The following is a 19037-nucleotide window of genomic DNA, read 5'->3' on the forward strand; positions in this document are numbered from 1 at the left end:
GCGCGATTCTCAGTGTGAGACCGGCCTGACACTTTCGGCCCAAGAGCGCGCGCACCTGTTAGAAAAGTGACGGAGAACCCTTGAGTGCAACCGCTGTATAAATCCATCTATCTTATTTTGATCGCCATGATTTCCATTCAGTTTGGCGCTTCGGTGGCCAAGGGGCTTTTCCCGGTGGCGGGACCAGCAGGAACCACAGCGTTGCGGGTTTTCATTTCGGCATTGATTCTTGTTTTGGTGATGCGCCCATGGAAAGAAAAATTCACAGCACTCGGTCTGCGCAGAATCGCAGCTTATGGTATTTCCCTGGGGCTGATGAATCTTCTGTTCTATTTTGCTCTTGAACGTATTCCTCTGGGAATCGCCGTGGCGTTGGAGTTCACGGGACCCCTGACAGTGGCGCTGTTTTCTTCAAAGCGCATTTTGGATTTGGTGTGGGCGGTGCTGGCGGGTTTGGGTATTTATCTGATTCTGCCTTTGTCTGAAGTCAGTCAGGCGTTGGATATGGTCGGAGTTTTGCTGGCGCTGGCGGCGGGATTCTTCTGGGCTCTTTACATTGTCTTTGGCAAGTCGACGGGGAAAGAAAATTCCTCTTCCGCAACTGCGGCGGTGGGAATGTGTTTTGCGGCGGCGGTGACTTTCCCGGTGGGTCTGTATACGAACTTTGATCAGGTGGTGAATCCATCGTTGTGGATGATGGGGTTTGTAATTGCGATTCTTTCCAGTGCCTTGCCGTATTCACTTGAAATGAAGGCCATGCAAAACATGCCGGCAAAAACCTTTGGAATTCTGATGAGTCTGGAACCGGCGTTTGCGACGATGATCGGAATTTTGTTCCTGAGCGAATCGCTGATGCCTTCGCAGTGGGTGGCCATCGGTTGTATTATGGCGGCTTCGGCGGGAAGCACACTCACAGCACGTTAAGCGGTCTTTGCGGGAAAGCGCATGGACACGTGCAGCCCTGAAGATTCAAAGCTGATGCGGGCTGAAATACCAAGGTCATGCAAGTCGGCATGAATAATTTCAAGCCCAATTCCAGAGTTTCCACCTTCGTCCCTGACGTCGGAAGAAAGTGTGCCCGCGTTGTCCTGATAGATCAAAGTTTCATTCTTCCAGAAAACCTTAATGGCTGGTGATACAGTTTTCTTTCTTTCGAAAGCTTCCATGGAATTGAGCAGCAGATTAAAGAAGACGGACCTTAGCACGTCTTCATCAGACTGAACCATTCGGCTGGGTAATGAGCTGGTTTCAATATTTTTCAGACGACGCTCTAGAATCTGACAGGCATTGCCAAAGGCCTGGGAAACACAGACTTCACGGATGTCTTTTTGCGGTTTGGACATCAGATTTACCGAGCGCAGAACATCCCGCACATGCTTCATCTCACTGTTAAGGTTCTGCACCTGGGCTTTGTAGCCCTCAAAGGTCCACTGGCTGGCATCGGCGTTGATGGATTCAAAAAGAAGGATGGGCGAAGACAGCATGCCCTTTACGTCATGAAGCAGGCGCTGGGTTTCATGCCCAATGCGACTAAGGCGCATCAGACGTTCTTTTTCTCTTCTGGAGGTATTGATGGCGTACTTTTGAATAATCCAGGTCAGAATGAAGAAGAACAGAATAATCGTGATCCAGTCCTTGCGGGAAGGCGGTGGCACTGTCCAGTTCAATTGATCCTGAAGTTCGTACATCGCAAGGAAACCCAGCATCCCAAAGCCAAAGACGGAAGGAAACAGCCATTGTCGTTTGGTTTTGATGAAGGCACAGCCGATGGCACATTGAAGATAGGCCGCTTCGTACAAAGGCAGAAACCACATCATCGAAAGGCAGTACGCAATGCAGGCCACAAAAAGAATGAAACGGGGAGTGTCTGCTTCGAGTCGCCGACTGAAGAAAAAGAAGGCCGATATTCCCAGGGTCAGCAGGATAAAGCCCAGCTTGCTTGCTAGAAAAATGCTTTGCAGGTGGGGTTCCACTCTGAAGACATCCGGATAAATGGTGACCGAAGTCAGCAAAGCCGCGACAAGGGAAACTGCCGCAGGAAAGCTGAATGAATTAATCTTCATAGCAATAGCCGCGTCCGTGAATCACCTGAAGGCTGGTGCGGAATGGAGGAAGCTTGTTTTTTATATTCAGCAGATGCGTATCAAGTGCATTGCGGCTGACGTGGCTTTCACCCCATAAATGCTGGATCAGCTGTTCACGTTCAACCGTGGTTCCGCGATGGCGGATAAAGAAGCTGACAATCTGGGACTGAGTTTGGGTCAGAACGATATCTTCACCGTTGTAACGGACTGTGCGTTTTTTCAGATCCAGTTCGAAGTGACGTCCTTTAATGATATCGCTTTGAGTTCCGGTAGAGACCGCGCTTTCAAGCAGACGCAAAAGATCCGCCAGGGACAGCGGCTTTTCCAGGAAACCAAAGACCTGCAGATTCAAAAATCCAATGGCCATTTTTACGGTGACTTCACCGGTCACCACAATAACCGGTGGCCGCTGTGGATCGGCGTTCAGGGCTTTCAGGATTTCGTGCCCGGTTTCATTTCCCAAATTGAAGTCCAGTAAAATGGCCTGGATGCTTTGTTCTTTCAGGATCTGCTGCGCTTGTTCCAGATTGGCAGCACAGTGCAAACGATAACGCGCCTGAAGAGCCGTAGAAAGGCCTTTCAGGAAAGAGATGTCACCATCGATAGCAAGAATAGGGACCGGGCTGTTCATCAAATTAAAGTATTGAACGTGCCGTAAACGGTTTCAAGTATAATGGACAGCAAAAGCCTGACTGGACGAGATTTGAACTTTTCTTGAATGATTTTCCGCTTAAGCCCGTACGCACTCTGGACGCATTCAATTCTTTTTCAAGCGCATCAAGTTCAAAACGGGAAACTCCGAAAAAATAGGGGCTTCAAACATAGGAGGACGTTTATGTCTTTGGTTATCAAAAGTTGGAAAGTAAATCACAACCCTGCACCGAATGAACCCATGATCTCTATTCAAGGCCGTCAGGCGGGCTTGATTGGCTTTATGCTAAGTCTGGTGGGCATGGACCCCACAGTGAAATTCACCCTGAGCAACGGAAAGGTGACATACACCGCGTCTTCCTGGGGCGGCACGCGCCGTGTGGTGATTCCGGTTTCAAAAGTCTGCACAGGCTATTTTGGCTACACTCGCCCGTGGAAAGAGGCATTGGTGATCGGCATGTGTCTGCTGCCGGTGTTTGGTATCGGCCTTATTGCCGGTCCATTGTATTATTTCCTTAATAAACGACTGGAATTCGGCGTGCGTGCGACTTCCGGTGAAGGATTCCCATTCGCCTTTCAGCGCAGCGTGATTGAGGGGCAGAATATTGATGAACAGGCCGGTCATACTATTTTGGACATGATTGAAAAGCACGTCCAAGAACACAACCAGATGCCGATGGCCCGAGCGGCTTAAAAAACAAAAGACCCGGTTCGCACCGGGTCTTTTTCTTTATCCTTTTACTTTCATTCTATTTACATTCGGCAGCGTTTTCGCCTTTAACAATTTTGCAGGCCAGGATTCTCAGGTTTGATACTTCCAGCCAGGCTTCGTTCACTTCGTCGCTGGATTCTGAAAGGTCCGCAGACTCTCTTAGCATTTCTGCTTCAACGATGATCTTGCCCAGTTGGCCCACGCGTTCGATGCCATCTTGTTCGTAGGCGATATCGGCCTGATCCTGCAGATTCGCTATTTCGTGAACCATCTCGGTCATTTGGCGAACTTGCGCCGCCATAATTCGAGTGTCTTCCAGACTTTCTTCCGCCATGACAGACATTGGAGTCAGCAGGCAGAAAATCAACAGGGGCTTCAACATGATTTTCTTCACGGGATCTCCTTAGTATCTCAGTTCAGGGTGTACACGCAGACCCTGAATTTGGTTTCTTTCGTCCATTTCGTTCAGAGACTGCCATCTTTCATCCAGGTCACCGGAAAGCTTCTGCAGCATTTTGGAGTTGTGTTTGTTCATGTCGCGCAGTTTTTTAGCTTCGCCGACAGTTCTAAGAATTTCTTTGTTCAGCTGTGGCTGGCTTGCGTCTTTCAATCTTTCGATTTTAGAGATCTTTACGCTGACTTCGCTGATGAGCTGTCTTTCTTTCATGTCTTCTTCTGCGGCGTAAGTTTTGGTGAGCTGATTCAGATTGTCGAATTCCACGGCATCAAGCTTGCCATCAGTATTCAGGGCGCACTCTTCGCAGCCGTTGGCGGCTTCAGTGGCGTCAATTTTTCCCAATTGGATTTCACGGTAGATTTCATCCTGTTCGTAATCCTCTGCCATCGCTTTAACAGAACCCAGAACCATAATGATAGCCATCGCCAATACAATCTTCTTTTTCATGCTCTCTCTCCTTAATAAAAGTTTTTCTCCAACTTTGAAGAGTGCGAGCTTTGTGCCCCGGTCAAACCAAGCCTGGAAGAACTGGGCGTCTAAAGATATGACAGAGGCCTTGCAACGGCATACAGCTGTAAACGAGGGTTTCAGAATGAGACAATAAGAAAAGCCCGCTTTTGGCGGGCTTTTAGGGGAGCTTAGTTCTGGTAGTTTCTTTGAATATCAAAGTCTCTTTCGTCATACTTCCGGATGTCCTTGTTCGGATCGCCAAAGACTTTTCGCATGCTGTATTCAGCCGCTTTGTAAGCAACTGTTCCGGCGACAGCAGTTCCCACAGCAGCCGGTGTCAGCGCTACGGGGCCGATGTCGCGTCCGCCAACTTTCGGTTGATCGGCCGGCAATACGGGTACAGTGCCGGGACGAATATCAAAATATTCTTCCTGAATATAACGATCACTCGGGCCGTTACCAACATAGCGATCCCAAACATACTCCACAACGGAAGCGGCGGCTCCGGCTGCTGCGGCGGCAACAAAGGCATTGGCGTTAATGCCTTTGGGGTCCATCTCAGAATACTTGTCCAGTGAAACCAAGACAGGTCTTCCTAAAATTTCTTCCAGTTTGCGGTCGCCCAGTTCCTGCCGGAGTTCTTTAAGTCGTTCTTTCACGACAATGGGTGGAACAAAGCCGCCTGCAGGGCGGGTGACCGGGCTGCACAATTGAGCGTGCGCGGTTGAAGAGACAAGAACCAAGCCGGCCAGTGCCCCAGTGATAAACTTTTTCATTTTTTCCTCCTTAGTAAAGGTATTGTTCAAATACTTCGGCCCTGTCGGACCAGTGTTTTATAAATTTATAGTTGTCAGTCAGAATCACGATCTTCAAATCTGATTCAGGAATCACCGCGACCAGCGAGTAAAACCCCGGTGTCGCCCCATTGTGCCAGTAAGCCTGATAAGACTGCTTTTCAGAGCGCACCCAGCCCAGTGAGTAGTGCTTGTCCTTGTTCAGCAGTGGCAGCGTCTGTCGCTGTTGTCCCAGCCACCGCATAAGATCCAGGGCGGAAGACTTGATGCCTCCGGCACCAGCGGATTTATACAAAGAACTTTCCTTGTTCAGATGCCACTGTATTGAGCTTCCCGGTATCAGTGCATATGCCGGAAGTCTGTCACCTTTTTGAATCGCGGCCGTTGTGGAAGTGGGCACGTGATTCTGCAGGATTTGGGAAAAGTTTTTCTGCTCAATGATTTCCAGAACCCGGGACAGAACCAGATATCCAAAGTTGGAATATCCGAATTCTTCCCCGGGTGCTGAATTCAGGTCCTTGTCTTCCAGAACCAGTGTGTCGATATCCTGCAAGTTCCAGTCAGCACTCATGGAGCGTTTTAAAAAGCTTACCAGGCTCAGATCCCGGCCAAAGCCGGACTTATGATCCAACAGCTGTTGAAGAGTGATCTTCTGCAAGTCTCCGGCGCAGAAGTTTTTCAGCCAGTGGCAGACCGGGGTGTCGAGTTTTAAACCCTGCTGCGATTTATGAAAGTAAATCAAACCCACAAAGGACTTCGATATGCTGGCGATGGGATAAACCTTATTCAGGTCCCCGTCGGCAAATAGCACGTCAGAGCCTTTTTGGATCAGAATGCTTCCGTGAATCAGATTGTCTTTCTTTAGCTCCTGCCAAGTGTTCTGCAGGTGGGTGGCTAATTCATTTTCCTTCACTTTCTGAACGTCAGGGCTGCACGAAAAGAACTGCAGGCCCACCCAGGAATAGATCAGGACGGTGAAAGTATGGCTCAAAATTTTTCTGACTTTCATGCCCGCACCTTTTTCAGTAAGGATCCAAACAGTCCTTTTTCTTCGTCTTCATAGAAAAAGAAGTAACTTACGCACATGGCAAATCCGAACATGAACAGACCCATCACCAAAGAAATCGAAAGATGCAAAACCGTTCCCATCAGCACGATGTAGGGTCTCCAGTTGCGCTGCCAGATCAGATAAGGCAGCGAGATTTGAAACAGAACAGTTCCCAACGTCATTGCTGCCAGCAGCAGGGGATAGTTGGAAAGGGTGTTAAAGATCCCGTGGTTGCCGTATTCACTGACCCCCATGGTGTAGTAAAGGGCGACCCCTTTGTTCCACAAAGGCCCCATGACCTTCAAAAGACCGGCGGTAGCGTAGACCAGAGTGACCTGGATTTTGATCATCAGTGCTGCAAGATTCGTCAGGGTGATTGAAAACGCGGATTGTGTTTCTTTGGTGTTGATGAAGATCAGATAGAATGTCACCAGATGCATCAGGTTGTTACCTCCATCCAAAGTCACATAAGCCTTGTTATCCAGATTCATCATCAGAAAGTAAACCACCGCCGCAGAGGTGCGGGGGGCCTTTTCAAAGAAGGCAATAGCAGTCACTACCAGAGTTAGCGTCAGAAAAACGGGATAAGCGTCGGCGAAGGGCCCCCAGTGCAGAAGATTCAGGGATTTTTCCAACAGATTCAGACTGTCGAAATCCTTGGCCGGAATGTAAGCACTGCTGGAATAGAAATAGGCGGCCTTTGTCGCAAGAATGCCGTAGTTGATAAAGGCCCAGGCATACACCAGGCGGCGGGCAAAGCGCAGTGCCTGCAGGGATTTTACTTCCAGATGCAGCTTTAGATAGAATTCTTTCAGTTGCTGAATCAGTTCCATGCGAAGGACTCCTGTTTGATACCGAAGGTGAAGGTTTCGGTGCGCACTTCGGTGTTAGAGAAGCGCTTGGAATAGTCTTGAGTGAACACGCGCTGAAGTCGCACTTCGGCGGCGGCTTGTTCGCCGCACTGGTCTTGCAAGTATCTTTGCAGGATGTGCAGTTCATCCATGGCAGCGTCTGTTTTTTTTAGAATCTTGCTGTTAAAAATTTCGCGGGCTAAATGTTGCAGAACGTAGGTCTGCTTTCCTTTGGCTGTCACGGGAAGGGACTTGTGGGAATCAAGTAGGTCGTTCAAAGGAAACTTCCAGGCTTGCAGACTGTCGCAGCGATAGGACAATTGCAGGCTTGAGGTGGCCGGTTCTGGTGCGAACAGGTGCCAGTTCTGGGTGAAGAACGTTCCCATGTAAGTGTCGACAAAGTTCATATATTGAGGTGTCGCAGGGTTGTTGGGCGCCAGATACAGGGCATGGACTGCCAGATGCAGGCCCAGAATGCCCAGCAAAGTCAGTTTCAATGTGTGAAGAGTGAATGCTTTCATTTGAACTCCGTTACTGACTGGAACATTAAGCAGTGGCTGTGCCGGGCTCAGTTTCAATAGGTTCTTTATGAAGGGTCTTTGGTGTGGTTCTGATCTTAAATGCGGGACCTGGTCCAAGAATCTGGAAGAATGCAAACGGGTCTCGGCCAGTGGCGTCCGGCATGGGGTTAGGTCGGAGATTTGAGGGGCTAAGCACTCGGGAGTAGAATGTGTCTACAGGAGGTTATTATGGCTACACAACAAACTTCCGATTCGACCCAGAAACCGAATTCTTCGGCGGGATTTGCGAAGGTCAGCGGAACGCTTTCTTCATTGAATTTTGATTCCGCCGATGAAGTTCGGGAATTTCCAAACGGGCGTCTGGAGCTGGTTCGTTTCGGTGAGGCCGTGGTGGGACGTGCCACCTTGCAGCCAGGCTGGCGCTGGTCCAAATCAGTGAAAGAGATCGCGCAAACCGACAGCTGTGAAGCTCCGCACTTTCAGTACCATGTTTCAGGAGTACTCAGAATCAAGATGGATGATGGCACAGAAATAGACTGTAAACCCGGAGATGTATCTTTGGTTCCACCGGGACATGATGCCTGGGTGGTGGGTGATGAGCCTGTTGTGATTGTGGATTTCCAGGGAATGGTGGACTACGCGATTCAAGCCCACAAACATTAAAAGGAAATGTCCACCGCCAGAAAAGCAGTGGACATTTTTTTGAACTATTTTTTATCTTCTGTTTTCGGAACTTCGATATAGTCCGGAGTCACGAAATCAACCGTGAACGGATATTTGTAGGACTTGTAAGCCCCGATTTTTGGTTTGCCAGCAGAAGCATAGGCTTCATCCCAAAGCGCTGCCAAAAGAACCGCACCACGAGCCATTTCAGTGACGATCATTGGCTTCATTTTTTTGAAGGCCACAGAGGACGGTTGGCGTTCTGCCGCGGTTTTAAGTTCCATGCCTTTTTCTTTCACCAAAGTGGATTTTTTGGTGACCGGATCCATTTTCAGGATTTTAGGAATCTCTTTGTTTGAGATCACGCTAAGGACTTTCATTTTCTCAATGGCTGTTTTCGGCTTCATGAATTCCGGATTCTTCATTCCGCGAGCCGCCTTCAGTACCAGATAGTCAAGGTCCCCATCAAACTGACCGACAACCTGATCTTCAAAGTAAGCATGGATGCCACCGTGGCCGGCGGCATAGCCGTCATAGTCGGCTGTGGTGTGGAATGGCTGACAGTTGTCGCCGACAAAGTGACCCATCAGACCCATGGATACAACCATATCGTAAGCCAGCTTGTTGTAAGGAAGCTCGTTGTCCTGTTCTTCTTTGAAGTTCGTTGGCGCTTTGGCTTTCGCGAAGTCTTCTTTCAGGCCGGCGATATGGCGCATGAACTGGTCAGCTCTCCACCAGGAAGATCCGAATTCCTGAGGGATGGACTTGATCGTGGAGCCGTCATTTTTGAATTTGTTCGGTTTGCCGGTGAAGTCAGTCATCAGTTGTTTGTAATCAACAGTGATGTCTTTTACATCCAGGCCAATAACTTCGATGTCGATGAAGTGGGTGGAATTACCCAGCTTTGCAGCATCGCCACCAAGGCTTTTCCAGTAAAAATCCGGCATGTTGCACAGGTGTCCCATCATCTGGGGTTTGTGCTGCAGGTATTCTTTCAGGCCCGGTTCTTTCACCAGGAAAGTGGCAACACGGCAAATGGTGTCGTGACCACGGCCACCCCAGGCAAACGCCTGTGAAGATCCAAGAAGAAGCAATGCCAACAGAATATTTCTCATAGAGACCTCGTAAATTATTGGTGACCCAGTGCTTTTGGAGCCCGGCTTTTGCCGATAAAGCCCGCAAGAGCAATGACAGTCACGATGTAAGGTAAAATCTGAACAAACTGAACTGGAATTTCCACACCGCCGATTTGCACGCCCTGCAGACGGATTTGCACGGCATCTGCAAAGGCGAACAACAAACAGGCCGCAAAGGCCGGAACCGGCTTCCATTTGCCGAAGATCAGCGCCGCCAAGGCCATGAAGCCTCGGCCGCCCGTCATCATCGGCGAATAAGACGAAGCCAGGAACAACGAAAGGCTGGCGCCACCCATCGCCGCGAACGCCCCGCTCAAGGTCACCGCCGACCAGCGGACTTTACGAACACTGACACCACTGGCAGTCAGTGCCTCAGGATTTTCACCGGCAAACAGAATCCACAGGCCAGAACGCGTGCGGAACATCCAGAAGCTGATTGCGGCAACCAAAAGGCCCGCCATCAATAACGGCTCAAAGGTAAAACGGTCTTCCACCAACAAGGCTGGGGTCGATCCCGTGGAGCTGAAAAGAATCTTTGTCACAAACGGGATAAAGCCCATCACAAAAAGATTCACGGCCATACCGGTGATGATCTGATCGGCTTTGAGTTCGATCACAAAAAAAGCATAAACGGCGCCAATAGCAAGACCGGCCAATAAGGCAAAGCCCCAGCCCATCCACGCTGACGCAAAATACTGACCGGCGATCGCACCGGCGAAGGCGCCGATCAGCATGAAGCCCTCAAGGGCGACATTGACCACGCCCGAGCGTTCACTCATCAATCCACCCATAGAGGCAAACACCAGCGGAGTCGCCAGGCGCAGGGTGGCCAAAGTCAAAGACAGAATCCAGGTCATTGTTTCCATTTAACCTTTTCTCCTTTTGATTTTGATCCATTCCCAATAGCCCTGAGCCACCACTCCCAAGATCACCAAAGCCTGGATGATACGAGAAAAGTCGCGGGTGATCGTGGTCGTTTCAAGATCCAGATCTGAAGCGCCCTTATGAAGCGCGCCCATCAGGAAGGCCGCCACGATAATCCCCAACGGATTGTTGCTGGCAAGCAGGGCGACGGCGATGCCGATAAAGCCATAGTCCGGAGAAAAGCCAATACGATATTGTCCGGCACTGCCCAGAACTTCAGACAAAGCAACGAAGCCTGCCATCACTCCGGCCAAGGTCATTGCCAGAATGCGCACTTTCTTTTCCGAAATTCCCGCGCGGTGGGCGGCTTCGGGATTGGAGCCCACTGCCCGCAATTCAAAGCCCCATGTGGTTTTCCAGAGGAATATCCACATCAAAACCGCCAGCACAACCGCAAAACCCAAAGAGGCATTCGCCGGGGTGTCCGGGAACAGACGGGCAATCAGATCATAGTCCTTGAACATGTACTGAGGCGCCACCATGGCCGTTTCAGGATTCTGGGATTCAGGATTGGGAATGATCTTCAGAGTGAACCAGCTGGCAAGGCCTGCGGCGATAAAGTTCATCATGATGGTGATGATGACTTCGTGACTGCCACGCACGGCGCGCAGCCAACCCGCAATCCAGCCCCACAGACCGGCAGCCACAAGACCCGCCAGCAGCGCAATGACTGGAGCCAGCGGGAAAGGAATTTGTGGGAACAGCACACCGATAGCTGCGGTCGTGACCACGGCCATGGTCAACTGACCTTCAGCGCCGATATTGAAAAGACCGGCATGGAAGCCGATGGCAACGGAAAGGCCACAGAAAATCAAAGGCGTGGTGTAAGAAAGGGTCAGTCCCAGATCGTACATGGAGCCAAAAGCACTGCGCACCAGAATCATAAAGACATTCCACGGATTTTCACCTGCGAACAAAGTCAGCAGCAAAGCCAGTGTCAATCCCAGGAAGAAACCAAAGACCCGTTTCAATGTCCACCTCCCATGGCTTTACCAAGGGAAATTTCATTGAAGGCGGAGCGGGTGAACTCGGCCACCAGATGGCCTTTGTAAAGAACAACAATGCGATCAGAAAGGGCCATCAGTTCATCCAGCTCAGAAGAGATCAAAAGCACACCGGCGCCTTCATCACGGCAGCGGCGCAGTTCATTGTGAATAAATTCAATAGCCCCAATATCCACGCCACGGGTTGGTTGAGCGGCGACGATCACATCGGGTTTCTGAGTCAGAGCGCGGGCCACGACAAGTTTTTGCTGATTTCCACCGGACAGTTTTTCAAAAGGCAGATGTTCATCGTGAGGACGGACATCGTATTCCTTCATGATCTCGCGGGTGCGCTCAATCAAAGCGCGGGTTTTCAGCAGCAAGCCGGAATTGAACAGGCCGGAGCGCTGTTGCCCCAGCAGGAAGTTTTCATATACAGGGCGGGAAGGCAGTACGCCGAAACGCAGACGGTCTTCAGGGAAGGCCTGAAGTGTTCCTTCGCGAAGCACCTGCCCCTGAAGGGAATGTTTGTTCAGTGACTTTTGATCCAGCAAGGCGCGAATCAGAATGTCCTGGCCGTTGCCTTCAACACCGGCTACGCCGACGATTTCGCGGGCATGAACTTTTAAAGAGATATTTTCAATGCGATGGTTCCCCATGGCGGCCGAGAGGTTTTCAAAGTTCAGCAGCACATGGTTGTGGTCCACTGAGCTGGTGCGTTCCTGCGGATTTTGCAAACAGCGTCCGACCATCAGTTCTGCCAGCTCTTCCACGGAGGTTTCGCGGGTTGCTTTGTGTGCGACCATGCGGCCTGCGCGGAAGATGGTCACGGCATCAGACAGGGCCATCACTTCCTTCAGTTTGTGGGTGATGATCAGGATGGTTTTACCTTCAGCTTTCAGCTTGCGAAGATTGGTGAAGAGCTCCTGGACTTCCTGCGGAGTCAGAACCGCGGTGGGTTCATCCAGAATCAGAATCTTTGAATCCTGGGACAGGATCTTCAGGATTTCAATGCGCTGTTGTTCGCCGACGGACAGATCCTCGACTTTGGCATCCAGATCGACCTCAAAGCCATACCGTGCGGCAATGTCATTCAGGCGTTGTCTTTGTTCGGCGCGTGGAAGCAGGGAAAAGGCAGAGCCTTTTTGCTGCAGCAGAATGTTGTCCAGGGCCGTGAAGGGTTCGGCCAGCATGAAGTGCTGATGAACCATGCCGATACCGGCAGCCATGGCATCAATCGGGGTTTCAAATGTGACGGGGTTTCCGTGAATCAGAATGTCACCGCCATCAGGCTGATACATTCCAAAAAGGATTTTCATGGCGGTGGATTTGCCGGCCCCGTTTTCACCCACGATAGCATGGATGGAGCCGGAAGGTATTGCGAAAGAGATGTCCGAGTTGGCGCGAACGGAGCCAAAGTATTTGCTGATGCCTTTGAATTCAACCGCCATGGACATGTTAACAGGCACCTATTTCTTTTTGTAGTAATCAGGAACCTGGATCTGGCCAGCGATGATTTTCTTTTTGATCTCTTCGACCTTTTTCTTCATGTCGGCAGTGATCAGTTTTTCGTTGTGCTTGTCCAGAGTGTAGTTCACGCCCTGATTTTTCAGGCCGTAACGAATTTCACCCGCCGTGAATTTACCGGCTTGAGCTTCTTTGATGGTGTCATACACCGCCACATCGACGGCTTTCATCATGCTGGTCAGGATCACACCCGGCTTGATCCAGTTCTGGTTAGAATCAACCCCGATGGCAAATTTCTTTTTTTCTTCAGCGGCATCAAAGACGCCGGTGTTGGAAGCACCTGCTGCCACAAAGATCACGTCGCTGCCTTTGGCAATTTGTGCCAGGGCAAGTTCTTTGGCCTTGGCCGGATTGTTCCAGGCCTCGCCGGTCACACCCACGTAGTTTTCAGTGATATTGATTTTCGGGTTTACATATTTGGCACCTGCCACATAACCCATAGAGAATCTGCGGATCAGCGGAATATCCATCCCGCCAACAAAGCCCACCGAGTTGGACTTGGAAGCCATCGCCGCCAGCGCACCCACCAGGAACGAGCCTTCATGTTCTTCAAAAAGCAGTGAGCGCACATTCGGTGCTTTGACATCACTGTCGATAACCGCGAACTTAATTTTCGGGAATTGCGCGGCTACTTTTTTAACCGCTTCCTGCTGGGCAAAGCCCACGCCGATGATCAGATCAAAATTTTTGCGAGCAAAAGCACGGTGCAGATTTTCAATGGCATTGGTGTCAGTGGCTTCAACGTACTTCAGGTCGATCTTCAGATCCTGCTCTGCTTTTTTTGCTCCAAGATACGCAGCGGAGTTGAAAGACTTGTCGTCTTTGCCGCCTTTATCGAGAACCAAACCAACTTTTAGGGAATTTGCGTGGGAAAATGTGCCGATTGACAGGAATAACAGCATCGTAACGAAGCTTTTTGCCATTTTTGGACTCCACTAAAACCACTCTTACAGCGATGTCATATGCTGAATAAGAGCATGAAATTACGAAAAAATTCCATTTTTGAATTGGGCTGAAAGTAGGGGAGGCCCCTGTATGAGTCAAGTCATAAGTATGTTTGTGCGTAAACAGGAGGCCGTTACAAGAGTGTTATGTCGAAATTTCAATTAGGAGGCTGTATAATACCAGTTTAGGATGACCTCAACAATTAACCCAACGAAGAAAGCTCGGAGGTAAAAGAGTATGGAATCTCAGACAATACTCAACGGCGGAGTAAACTCCCTTGGTTTTATGGGTGGTCAAAACCTAAGTATTCCGAATACTTCAAACGTTCCCTATGAAGTCATTCATCTCAAAGAAGAGGAGATGATCTTCAAAGAAGGGGAGCCGGCGAAGGGTCTGTATTACGTTCAGTCGGGATGTGTTAAAGTTGTTGTAAATCGATCCCACGCGCGCGGCCGCACCACGACTAACGAATACGTGACGAAGCTTGTATCACCAGGTGAATACTTTGGCTATAAGTCACTTGTGAAAGGTGCTGTAACACAAAGTCACGCCAAAGCTGTGAAATCCACAGTTCTTTGGTTGTATCCACGTGAACTTATTCAAGTGGCGATGGCACAATCCAGCCCCCTGATTAAGTTGCTTTTGAATCAGGCTGTTAACGATCTTGAATCTTTCGAAACCATCAGTCAGCTTCACTACCTGGCATCTGTTCAGGAACGTATTGCTTATCAACTGGTGCTTTTGGCTGACAGATTCGGGGTTCAGACACCGAATGGTATTTCTTTGAATTTGAAACTGACAAGAAATGAGTTCGCTCAGCTTGCCAGCACGATCAATGAGTCCTTGTCTCGTCATTTGACAGAGTTTAAAAATGAAGGCCTTATCGACCTCAATGGTAAAGAAATCATCATCAAGAATAAAGACGGTCTGATGAGAAGATCTGGCAATTTCTAGTCGCAACGCTACTGCTGACGAAATTGTGAAGACCCCGGGGTGAAAACTCGGGGTTTTTTTATGCCCTACAACCAGGATTCAGGAACGAACACGGAGCAAAATCCGGCTTTAAAGCGTTTCCACCAGCTGGTCTCTGGATCTTTGGTAAATATTTGCTCGTGCCCCTGTTCATCGGTGGTTTTCCAGATCAGGTTCTTTTTGGCGTTCAGTAAAACTTGATAGCTGTCTTCGCGAAGATTGGCGATCAGATTCTTACTGATTATTTCGGCCAGTTCCGGGCTGTCAACCACCACGCCCATTTCGCTGTTTAAAGTGGCGGAACGAGGATCCAGGTTCATAGAGCCTACAAAAACTTTCTTTCGGTCAAAAATAAAGACTTTCCCGTGCAAACCGGCGCTGGAAAAGCTCGAGCCGACACGATTTTTCTTGGGCATGGTTTTCTGGGGAGTGGGTTTTAGTTCATACAGACTGACACCGTGACCCAGCAAGTCCTTGCGATAGCCCTTGTAACCGGAAAAGACGGTGGCCACATCACTGGAAGCCAGCGAGTTGGTCAGAACCAGCGATTGAACTCCGCGGTCGTTCAGATTTTTGAAGAACTTCACTCCTTTTTTTCCTGGAATGAAATAAGGCGAAACCAGAATCAGCTCTTTCTCGGTTTTTTCAATCAAAGGATAAAGCTGATGGGCCAGGTTGCTGGTTTGTTCCGTGGAATCCTGGCGGAATTTTTCCGGCGGATCAATCACCACTTCGGCTTTGCCCCAGTAAAGGGTCAAAGGTTCGCGGGTGAATTTTTTCACCATCGGAGTTTCCTTCAAGGCGGCGGCGTACTGGGTCTTTTCCGCTTCCTCGACGGCGGCTGCGGCATCGGCTTTCAGTTTTTGCAGATCTTCGGCGGTGGGCTGGAATCCATTTACCAACACAGAAATAGGATAGGCGATTTCGCTGTTCCAGTAAGAATCAAATTCCCTCGAAAGATCCTGCACCACCGGACCGATGGCCCACAGATCGAAATCACCAAAGTTCATTTCTTCGCTGGCCCAGAAGTATTCATTGCCAATATTGCGCCCACCCACGATCGCGGTTTGATTGTCGACGACAAAGACCTTGTTGTGCATGCGACGGTTGACGGTGGAAAATCTCATCGCATCCAGGATGCGCCAGCTTCTTCCCGCGAAAGGATTTGCCATGCGAACTTCGATGTTGGGGTGCGAATCCAAAATGGCAAGGCCTCGTTCATAGCGGCCTTGATTCAGATCGTCCAGCAGAACGCGCACGCGCACACCCCGATCGGCGGCCAGCAGCACTTCGTGCACCAGCATTCTTCCGGTCAGGTCATTTTCCCAAATATAGTATTGCAGATCGATGCTGCGATCAGAAACTGCGACCGCCGCCATGCGAGCGACTAACGCCTCGAGGCCGGAAGCCAGCGGGTAAAAGCCCGACTGTCCGGGATGTTTTTTAAGCTGATCTTCTGTGGCCTGTGCCAGCTGGGTCTTTGGATCTGGCGGCAGGGCTTCAGAATAAGGACGATTTGTATTGGGTGGGAGCGAGGCGCACCCCAGATAGAAACCAAGAACAATGGGAATGGGTAAAAGTTTTTTTATCACAAATAAAAACCCCGTACTTAAAAGGGTACGGGGTTTTGGTGGCAGTCTCAAATTGTAAGTGAGCAGGTGTTTAGTACTTCACGCTGCAGCCATAAGGCTTGCTGGTTTCTTTGGCGATCTTTTCGCCTTTTTCGGCACTGGCCACGGCACGGATGATGTAATTTTCAGAAGAAGCGATTGTCGCCGGGTCCGCAGAATCATTGCTGTCAATCGCACCGTTGTAGCGAAGCACGCCCTGTGGATCAATCAGGTACATGTGCGGAGTCGTTTTTGCGCCGTAGGCTTTGCCCATTTTACCGTTTTCATCGACCAGGATGGCCGTGGCTTTCGAGGATTCTTTGGTTCCGTTTTTAACCACATCAGCAGCTGGCATATAGCCTTGTTTGCCCTTGGCAGACGAGATCACCGACAGCCATACGATGCCTTTGCCGGTCATTTCAGTCTGGATGTTTTGCATATTTTTGCTGTCATAGTGTTTACGCACATACGGACAGTCTTTGTTGTACCACTCAAGCACCACGTATTTTCCTTTATAGTCGGAAAGTTTGTGGGTCTTTCCGTTGGCGTCAGTTACAGAAAAGTCCGGGGCTGGCGCGCCGATTTTTGCGTCAGCAAATGCAAGGGTTCCGGTGAAGGTCAAAGCCAGTGCAAGTATCAGTTTTTTCATGGTTCATTCTCCTTGTTGAATAATTCGAGCACGATACTTTTGGTTAAAATTTCAGGCAGCAGCAATGCCTTGCGGCTGCCTGCTTGGTAATAGACATACAGAGGCAGTGAATTGCGACCATCCTGGGCCAGAGCTTCCGTGATTTTCGGATCCTTGTCAGTCCAGTCGGCTTTGTAAAGCTGCACGTTGTTTTCGGTGAAGGCCTTTTGGATGTCAGTGGTGTGCAGGACCAGCTTTTTATTCACCTGACAGGTGATGCACCAAGCTGCGGTGAAGTCGATGAAAACGGCTTTGCCTTCGTCCACATCCTTTTGCACTTGTTCCACGCTGAAGGGCTTCCACACATCCACGGCGGCAGAGCTTGGCGTGGATGCGGAGGCAGGATCCCTTGGCAGGAACGACAAAATGACAAAGGAAAGAACGAAACCGGCAAGCAGCATCAGCTGGCGCAGTTTTTCGTGGCGAATGGTGTGAACAAACCAGATCCACAGCGCAACCAGCAGGAAGACGCCCAGCAGATACAATAGTGAATCCACGACGACCTGATGGGAAAGGACCCACATCAGCCACAGCACAGTGGCGAACAGTGGGAACGCCAAAAACTCTTTCAGCTTTTGCATCCACATTCCGGGCTTGGGCAGAAACTTCAAGGCCTGGGGTGCATAAGATAAAATCAAAAACGGCAAAGCCATTCCCAATCCCAGTCCTGCAAACACCATCAGCGTGTTCATGGCAGGCATGGCAAGTGAGGCCCCCAGGGCGGCGCCCATGAACGGGGCAGTGCACGGAGTAGCCACCACCGTCGCCAGCACTCCGGTCATGAAGGAACCCCACAATGACTGCGAGGTTTTCTTCGCCCCCAAGTAACTTAAGGACTGACCGATTTCAAAAGTCCCCAAAAAATTCAGTCCCAGCCAGAAGAAGAGCAAGGCAATTGCGGCGGCTATAAGTGGTGACTGCAGCTGGAAACCCCAGCCGATCTGCTCGCCACCCGCACGCAATGCCAGCAGCAGTCCACCCAAGGCAAGGAATGAACACATCACACCCATGGTGTAGTAAAGACCCGAGGTGCGAAGCTTCTGTTTGTCCTGATCCGGTCCCAGGAAGCTTAAGACTTTGATGGAAAGAACCGGGAACACACACGGCATAAAGTTCAGAATGAACCCACCCAACAAAGCCCAGATCAGAATGGCTGCCAAGGCCGTGGGAGCGGCTTTTTCAAGGGCCATCTCATAGCCCTTTTTATTGCCTGCGCTGTCTTCCGTGACCAGTAAAAAACGGGATCCGGCAAAATCTGTTTTGGAAGTGTCCTGCAGTGGCAGTTGAATCAGATACTGCGATCCTTGCGGTTCCAGAGCGGGAACGCTGCTTTTGAATGTTTCGCCATCTTCGGGGAAAACTTCGAGATTCTTAAGCTGAATCTCTGCTGGCAGGGACAGGGTGGTTTTCAGGATCTGGTCGGTGCGACCATCCACGGACCAGCGGAAAGAAGAGGGGGCGTTTTCAGGATAAATGAACGTGGAAAAGATCGCCGCGGGCGGGCCGGTTTGGGCGGCGAAAGGAATTTCTTTACGAAGTTCGGTGAAGTAGGGAATGCATTCGACTTTGCAGATCAGGAACTCCAGATTCAAAACCACGCTGATGGGTTTTGCCGGATCCTGGGGGGCCAGGTCAAAGATGAAAAGACTTTCGTGGGAATAGCCCAGATTGGTCAGGCCCTCGATGTTGATTCGTTCAGGCAGGGGCCATTGTTCGCCAGTTATCTTGGCATTTTCAACGGTCCACTTCCACTTGGGTGCGGCGCCAGAATCACCGGAGTTCTTCCAGTAGATATGCCAGTGTTCATTCATTTTGAAATGCAGACCCAGTGAATTTTTCTGCGCAGGATTCCAGCCCGCGTGCGAGCTGATCAGTTCCAATGTTCCTTGCGGGAATTTAAACGAAGAAGAGCCCGCTGCAAATGCAGGGGAGACTCCGATGCAGATCAAAAGAAGAAAGCTCATCAGAAATGTCATTCCCGGATTATATGGAAAAAATCCGGGAAGTTAAAAACATAAGTG

20 protein-coding genes are annotated in these 19037 nt (G+C 50.0%); 4 read left to right on the forward strand and 16 right to left on the reverse strand.

What is annotated here, in order from left to right:
- Nucleotides 1–126 precede the first annotated feature (126 nt).
- Entirely contained in the window at nt 127–924 is a 798-nt protein-coding gene (locus BDT_RS02110) for an EamA family transporter (RefSeq protein WP_200859561.1), read from the forward strand.
- Here BDT_RS02110 and BDT_RS02115 read toward each other — a convergent pair.
- Together BDT_RS02115 and BDT_RS02120 are read right to left on the reverse strand one after the other, a co-directional pair.
- Nucleotides 921–2063 (reverse strand): ATP-binding protein, encoded by a 1143-nt coding sequence (locus BDT_RS02115; RefSeq protein ID WP_015089613.1) that lies wholly within the window; start codon nt 2061–2063, stop codon nt 921–923. The two genes, BDT_RS02110 and BDT_RS02115, sit on opposite strands and share 4 nt — an antisense overlap.
- Entirely contained in the window at nt 2053–2715 is a 663-nt protein-coding gene (locus BDT_RS02120) for a response regulator transcription factor (RefSeq protein ID WP_015089614.1), read from the reverse strand. Before BDT_RS02120 ends, BDT_RS02115 begins: the two co-directional genes overlap by 11 nt.
- A gap of 204 nt (nt 2716–2919) precedes the next feature.
- On the opposite strand from BDT_RS02120, the gene BDT_RS02125 reads away from it, so the two are divergent.
- A complete protein-coding gene (locus BDT_RS02125) occupies nt 2920–3429 on the forward strand; it encodes a hypothetical protein (protein ID WP_015089615.1) in 510 nt (169 codons plus the stop codon).
- 55 nt (nt 3430–3484) lie between these two features.
- Here BDT_RS02125 and BDT_RS02130 read toward each other — a convergent pair whose 3' ends face one another.
- From BDT_RS02130 to BDT_RS02155, 6 genes are all read right to left on the reverse strand, one after another.
- Nucleotides 3485–3841, reverse strand: coding sequence for a hypothetical protein (locus BDT_RS02130; RefSeq protein ID WP_015089616.1), 357 nt, complete (start codon nt 3839–3841; stop codon nt 3485–3487).
- Nucleotides 3842–3850: 9 nt separating this feature from the next.
- Complete coding sequence (locus BDT_RS02135) at nt 3851–4351, reverse strand: hypothetical protein (protein ID WP_015089617.1); 501 nt, start codon at nt 4349–4351, stop codon at nt 3851–3853.
- A gap of 191 nt (nt 4352–4542) precedes the next feature.
- Entirely contained in the window at nt 4543–5130 is a 588-nt protein-coding gene (locus BDT_RS02140; protein WP_015089618.1) for a hypothetical protein, read from the reverse strand.
- Nucleotides 5131–5140: 10 nt separating this feature from the next.
- Nucleotides 5141–6157 carry a serine hydrolase domain-containing protein gene (locus BDT_RS02145; RefSeq protein WP_015089619.1) on the reverse strand — a complete coding sequence of 339 codons (1017 nt, stop codon included), beginning with the start codon at nt 6155–6157 and terminating at the stop codon, nt 5141–5143.
- Nucleotides 6154–7029 (reverse strand): HTTM domain-containing protein, encoded by an 876-nt coding sequence (locus BDT_RS02150; RefSeq protein ID WP_015089620.1) that lies wholly within the window; start codon nt 7027–7029, stop codon nt 6154–6156. The genes BDT_RS02145 and BDT_RS02150 overlap by 4 nt, the downstream gene beginning before the upstream one ends.
- Entirely contained in the window at nt 7020–7568 is a 549-nt protein-coding gene (locus tag BDT_RS02155; protein WP_015089621.1) for a DUF5819 family protein, read from the reverse strand. The genes BDT_RS02150 and BDT_RS02155 overlap by 10 nt, the downstream gene beginning before the upstream one ends.
- A gap of 228 nt (nt 7569–7796) precedes the next feature.
- On the opposite strand from BDT_RS02155, the gene BDT_RS02160 reads away from it, so the two are divergent.
- On the forward strand, nt 7797–8231 hold the full coding sequence (locus BDT_RS02160) for a cupin domain-containing protein (RefSeq protein WP_015089622.1): 435 nt from the start codon (nt 7797–7799) through the stop codon (nt 8229–8231).
- A 44-nt stretch (nt 8232–8275) separates the two neighbouring features.
- Here BDT_RS02160 and BDT_RS02165 read toward each other — a convergent pair whose 3' ends face one another.
- The 5 genes from BDT_RS02165 to BDT_RS02185 are packed head-to-tail and all read right to left on the reverse strand — an operon-like array spanning nt 8276 to nt 13724.
- Nucleotides 8276–9346 carry a hypothetical protein gene (locus tag BDT_RS02165; RefSeq protein ID WP_015089623.1) on the reverse strand — a complete coding sequence of 357 codons (1071 nt, stop codon included), beginning with the start codon at nt 9344–9346 and terminating at the stop codon, nt 8276–8278.
- A gap of 14 nt (nt 9347–9360) precedes the next feature.
- Entirely contained in the window at nt 9361–10233 is an 873-nt protein-coding gene (locus BDT_RS02170) for an ABC transporter permease (RefSeq protein ID WP_015089624.1), read from the reverse strand.
- Entirely contained in the window at nt 10234–11262 is a 1029-nt protein-coding gene (locus tag BDT_RS02175) for an ABC transporter permease (protein ID WP_015089625.1), read from the reverse strand.
- Nucleotides 11259–12743: an ABC transporter ATP-binding protein gene (locus BDT_RS02180; RefSeq protein WP_148278667.1), complete on the reverse strand. Its 1485-nt coding sequence runs from the start codon at nt 12741–12743 to the stop codon at nt 11259–11261. The genes BDT_RS02175 and BDT_RS02180 overlap by 4 nt, the downstream gene beginning before the upstream one ends.
- Nucleotides 12744–13724, reverse strand: coding sequence for a BMP family lipoprotein (locus tag BDT_RS02185; RefSeq protein WP_015089627.1), 981 nt, complete (start codon nt 13722–13724; stop codon nt 12744–12746).
- A 259-nt stretch (nt 13725–13983) separates the two neighbouring features.
- Here BDT_RS02185 and BDT_RS02190 point away from each other — a divergent pair, with 259 nt between their 5' ends.
- Nucleotides 13984–14700, forward strand: coding sequence for a Crp/Fnr family transcriptional regulator (locus BDT_RS02190; RefSeq protein ID WP_041576875.1), 717 nt, complete (start codon nt 13984–13986; stop codon nt 14698–14700).
- A 65-nt stretch (nt 14701–14765) separates the two neighbouring features.
- Here BDT_RS02190 and BDT_RS02195 read toward each other — a convergent pair whose 3' ends face one another.
- The 3 genes from BDT_RS02195 to BDT_RS02205 all read right to left on the reverse strand — a co-directional run bounded on the left by BDT_RS02195 (nt 14766) and on the right by BDT_RS02205 (nt 18980).
- Nucleotides 14766–16310, reverse strand: coding sequence for a phospholipase D family protein (locus BDT_RS02195; RefSeq protein WP_015089629.1), 1545 nt, complete (start codon nt 16308–16310; stop codon nt 14766–14768).
- Nucleotides 16311–16380: 70 nt separating this feature from the next.
- Nucleotides 16381–16977 (reverse strand): redoxin domain-containing protein, encoded by a 597-nt coding sequence (locus BDT_RS02200; protein ID WP_015089630.1) that lies wholly within the window; start codon nt 16975–16977, stop codon nt 16381–16383.
- Nucleotides 16974–18980, reverse strand: coding sequence for a protein-disulfide reductase DsbD family protein (locus BDT_RS02205; protein WP_051026256.1), 2007 nt, complete (start codon nt 18978–18980; stop codon nt 16974–16976). The genes BDT_RS02200 and BDT_RS02205 overlap by 4 nt, the downstream gene beginning before the upstream one ends.
- Nucleotides 18981–19037: the final 57 nt, after the last annotated feature.

This window comes from Bdellovibrio bacteriovorus str. Tiberius, assembly GCF_000317895.1.
Classification (GTDB): domain Bacteria; phylum Bdellovibrionota; class Bdellovibrionia; order Bdellovibrionales; family Bdellovibrionaceae; genus Bdellovibrio; species Bdellovibrio bacteriovorus_F.